At 65.3% G+C, this 1027-nt stretch carries 1 protein-coding gene; it reads right to left on the bottom strand.

The window, feature by feature from the left end; translation table 11 throughout:
• The coding region (locus Q8M88_RS02020) for a GspE/PulE family protein (RefSeq protein WP_305594566.1) at positions 1 to 1027 on the bottom strand (1027 nt) is incomplete at both ends.

Below are 1027 nucleotides of genomic sequence, written 5' to 3'. Positions count from 1 at the left end.
GGGGTGCGTGATCTCGATCGGGTCCTCGGCGGTCCAGATCTTGTTGTCCGGCGTGTTGATCTCGGCCATCAGGGAATGCAGCGTGGTGGTCTTGCCCGAGCCCGTGGGGCCGCACACCAGGAACAGGCCGTAGCTGCGATGCACCATGGCCTTGAGCTGGCGGATCAGGTCGGCGTCCATGCCCATCTGCTCCAGCGGGATCGGCTTGGACGAGGCCAGCAGGCGCAGCACCACGTCCTGCAGGCCGTTGGCGGTGGGCAGGCAGGCCACGCGCAGTTCGAGCTTGGTGGCGGCGAAGTGCGAGAAGTCGATCTTGCCGTCCTGCGGCAGGCGGTGCTCGGAAATATCGAGGTTGGCCATGATCTTCAGGCGCGAGACCATGGCGGCGCGCATCACATGCGGCACCCGCAGGTAGTCGGCCAGCGAGCCGTCGACACGGAAGCGGATGCGCGTGTCCTGCTCACCGGGATAGGCCTCGACATGGATGTCGGAGGCACCCTGCCTCTGCGCGTCCAGGATCATCTGGTTGATCGTGCGAACCACCAGCGTGTCCTCCTCGGACACCAGGTGATGCATGGCGTCCTGGCCCGGCGTTGCGCTCTCGCTCCCGAGGTTCTTGCTGAGCTGCTCGATCTCCGCCGGAATGGTCTGGAAATCCGTGTGCGCCGCATCCAGCGGGAATTCGCGCTCGATACGCTCCTTGAGGTCGTCCGCACTGGCGATCACCGGGATGACCTGGCGTTGCGTCTTGAAGCGCAGGTCATCCAGATAGTCGGCATCCACCGGGCTTTCGACGGCAATGACCAGTGAACGATTCGTCACCAGCAGCGGCAGCACCTGGTGCTCCAGCGCAAATTCGCGGCCGACCAGCGCCAGCACCTCGGGCTGGATGGTGAACTCGTGCAGGTTCACCAGGGGGATGTTCAGCTGCTCCGCCACGGCCTGGGTCAGGCGCTGGCGATCGAGCACCCCCATTTCGACCAGCACGTTGCCCAGCAGATGGGACTTGCTGCCCCGCATGCGGGCC

The sequence above is a fragment of the Phenylobacterium sp. genome, from assembly GCF_030693805.1.
Classification (GTDB): domain Bacteria; phylum Pseudomonadota; class Alphaproteobacteria; order Caulobacterales; family Caulobacteraceae; genus Phenylobacterium.
This window is presented reverse-complemented; position numbering and strand designations above follow the sequence as displayed.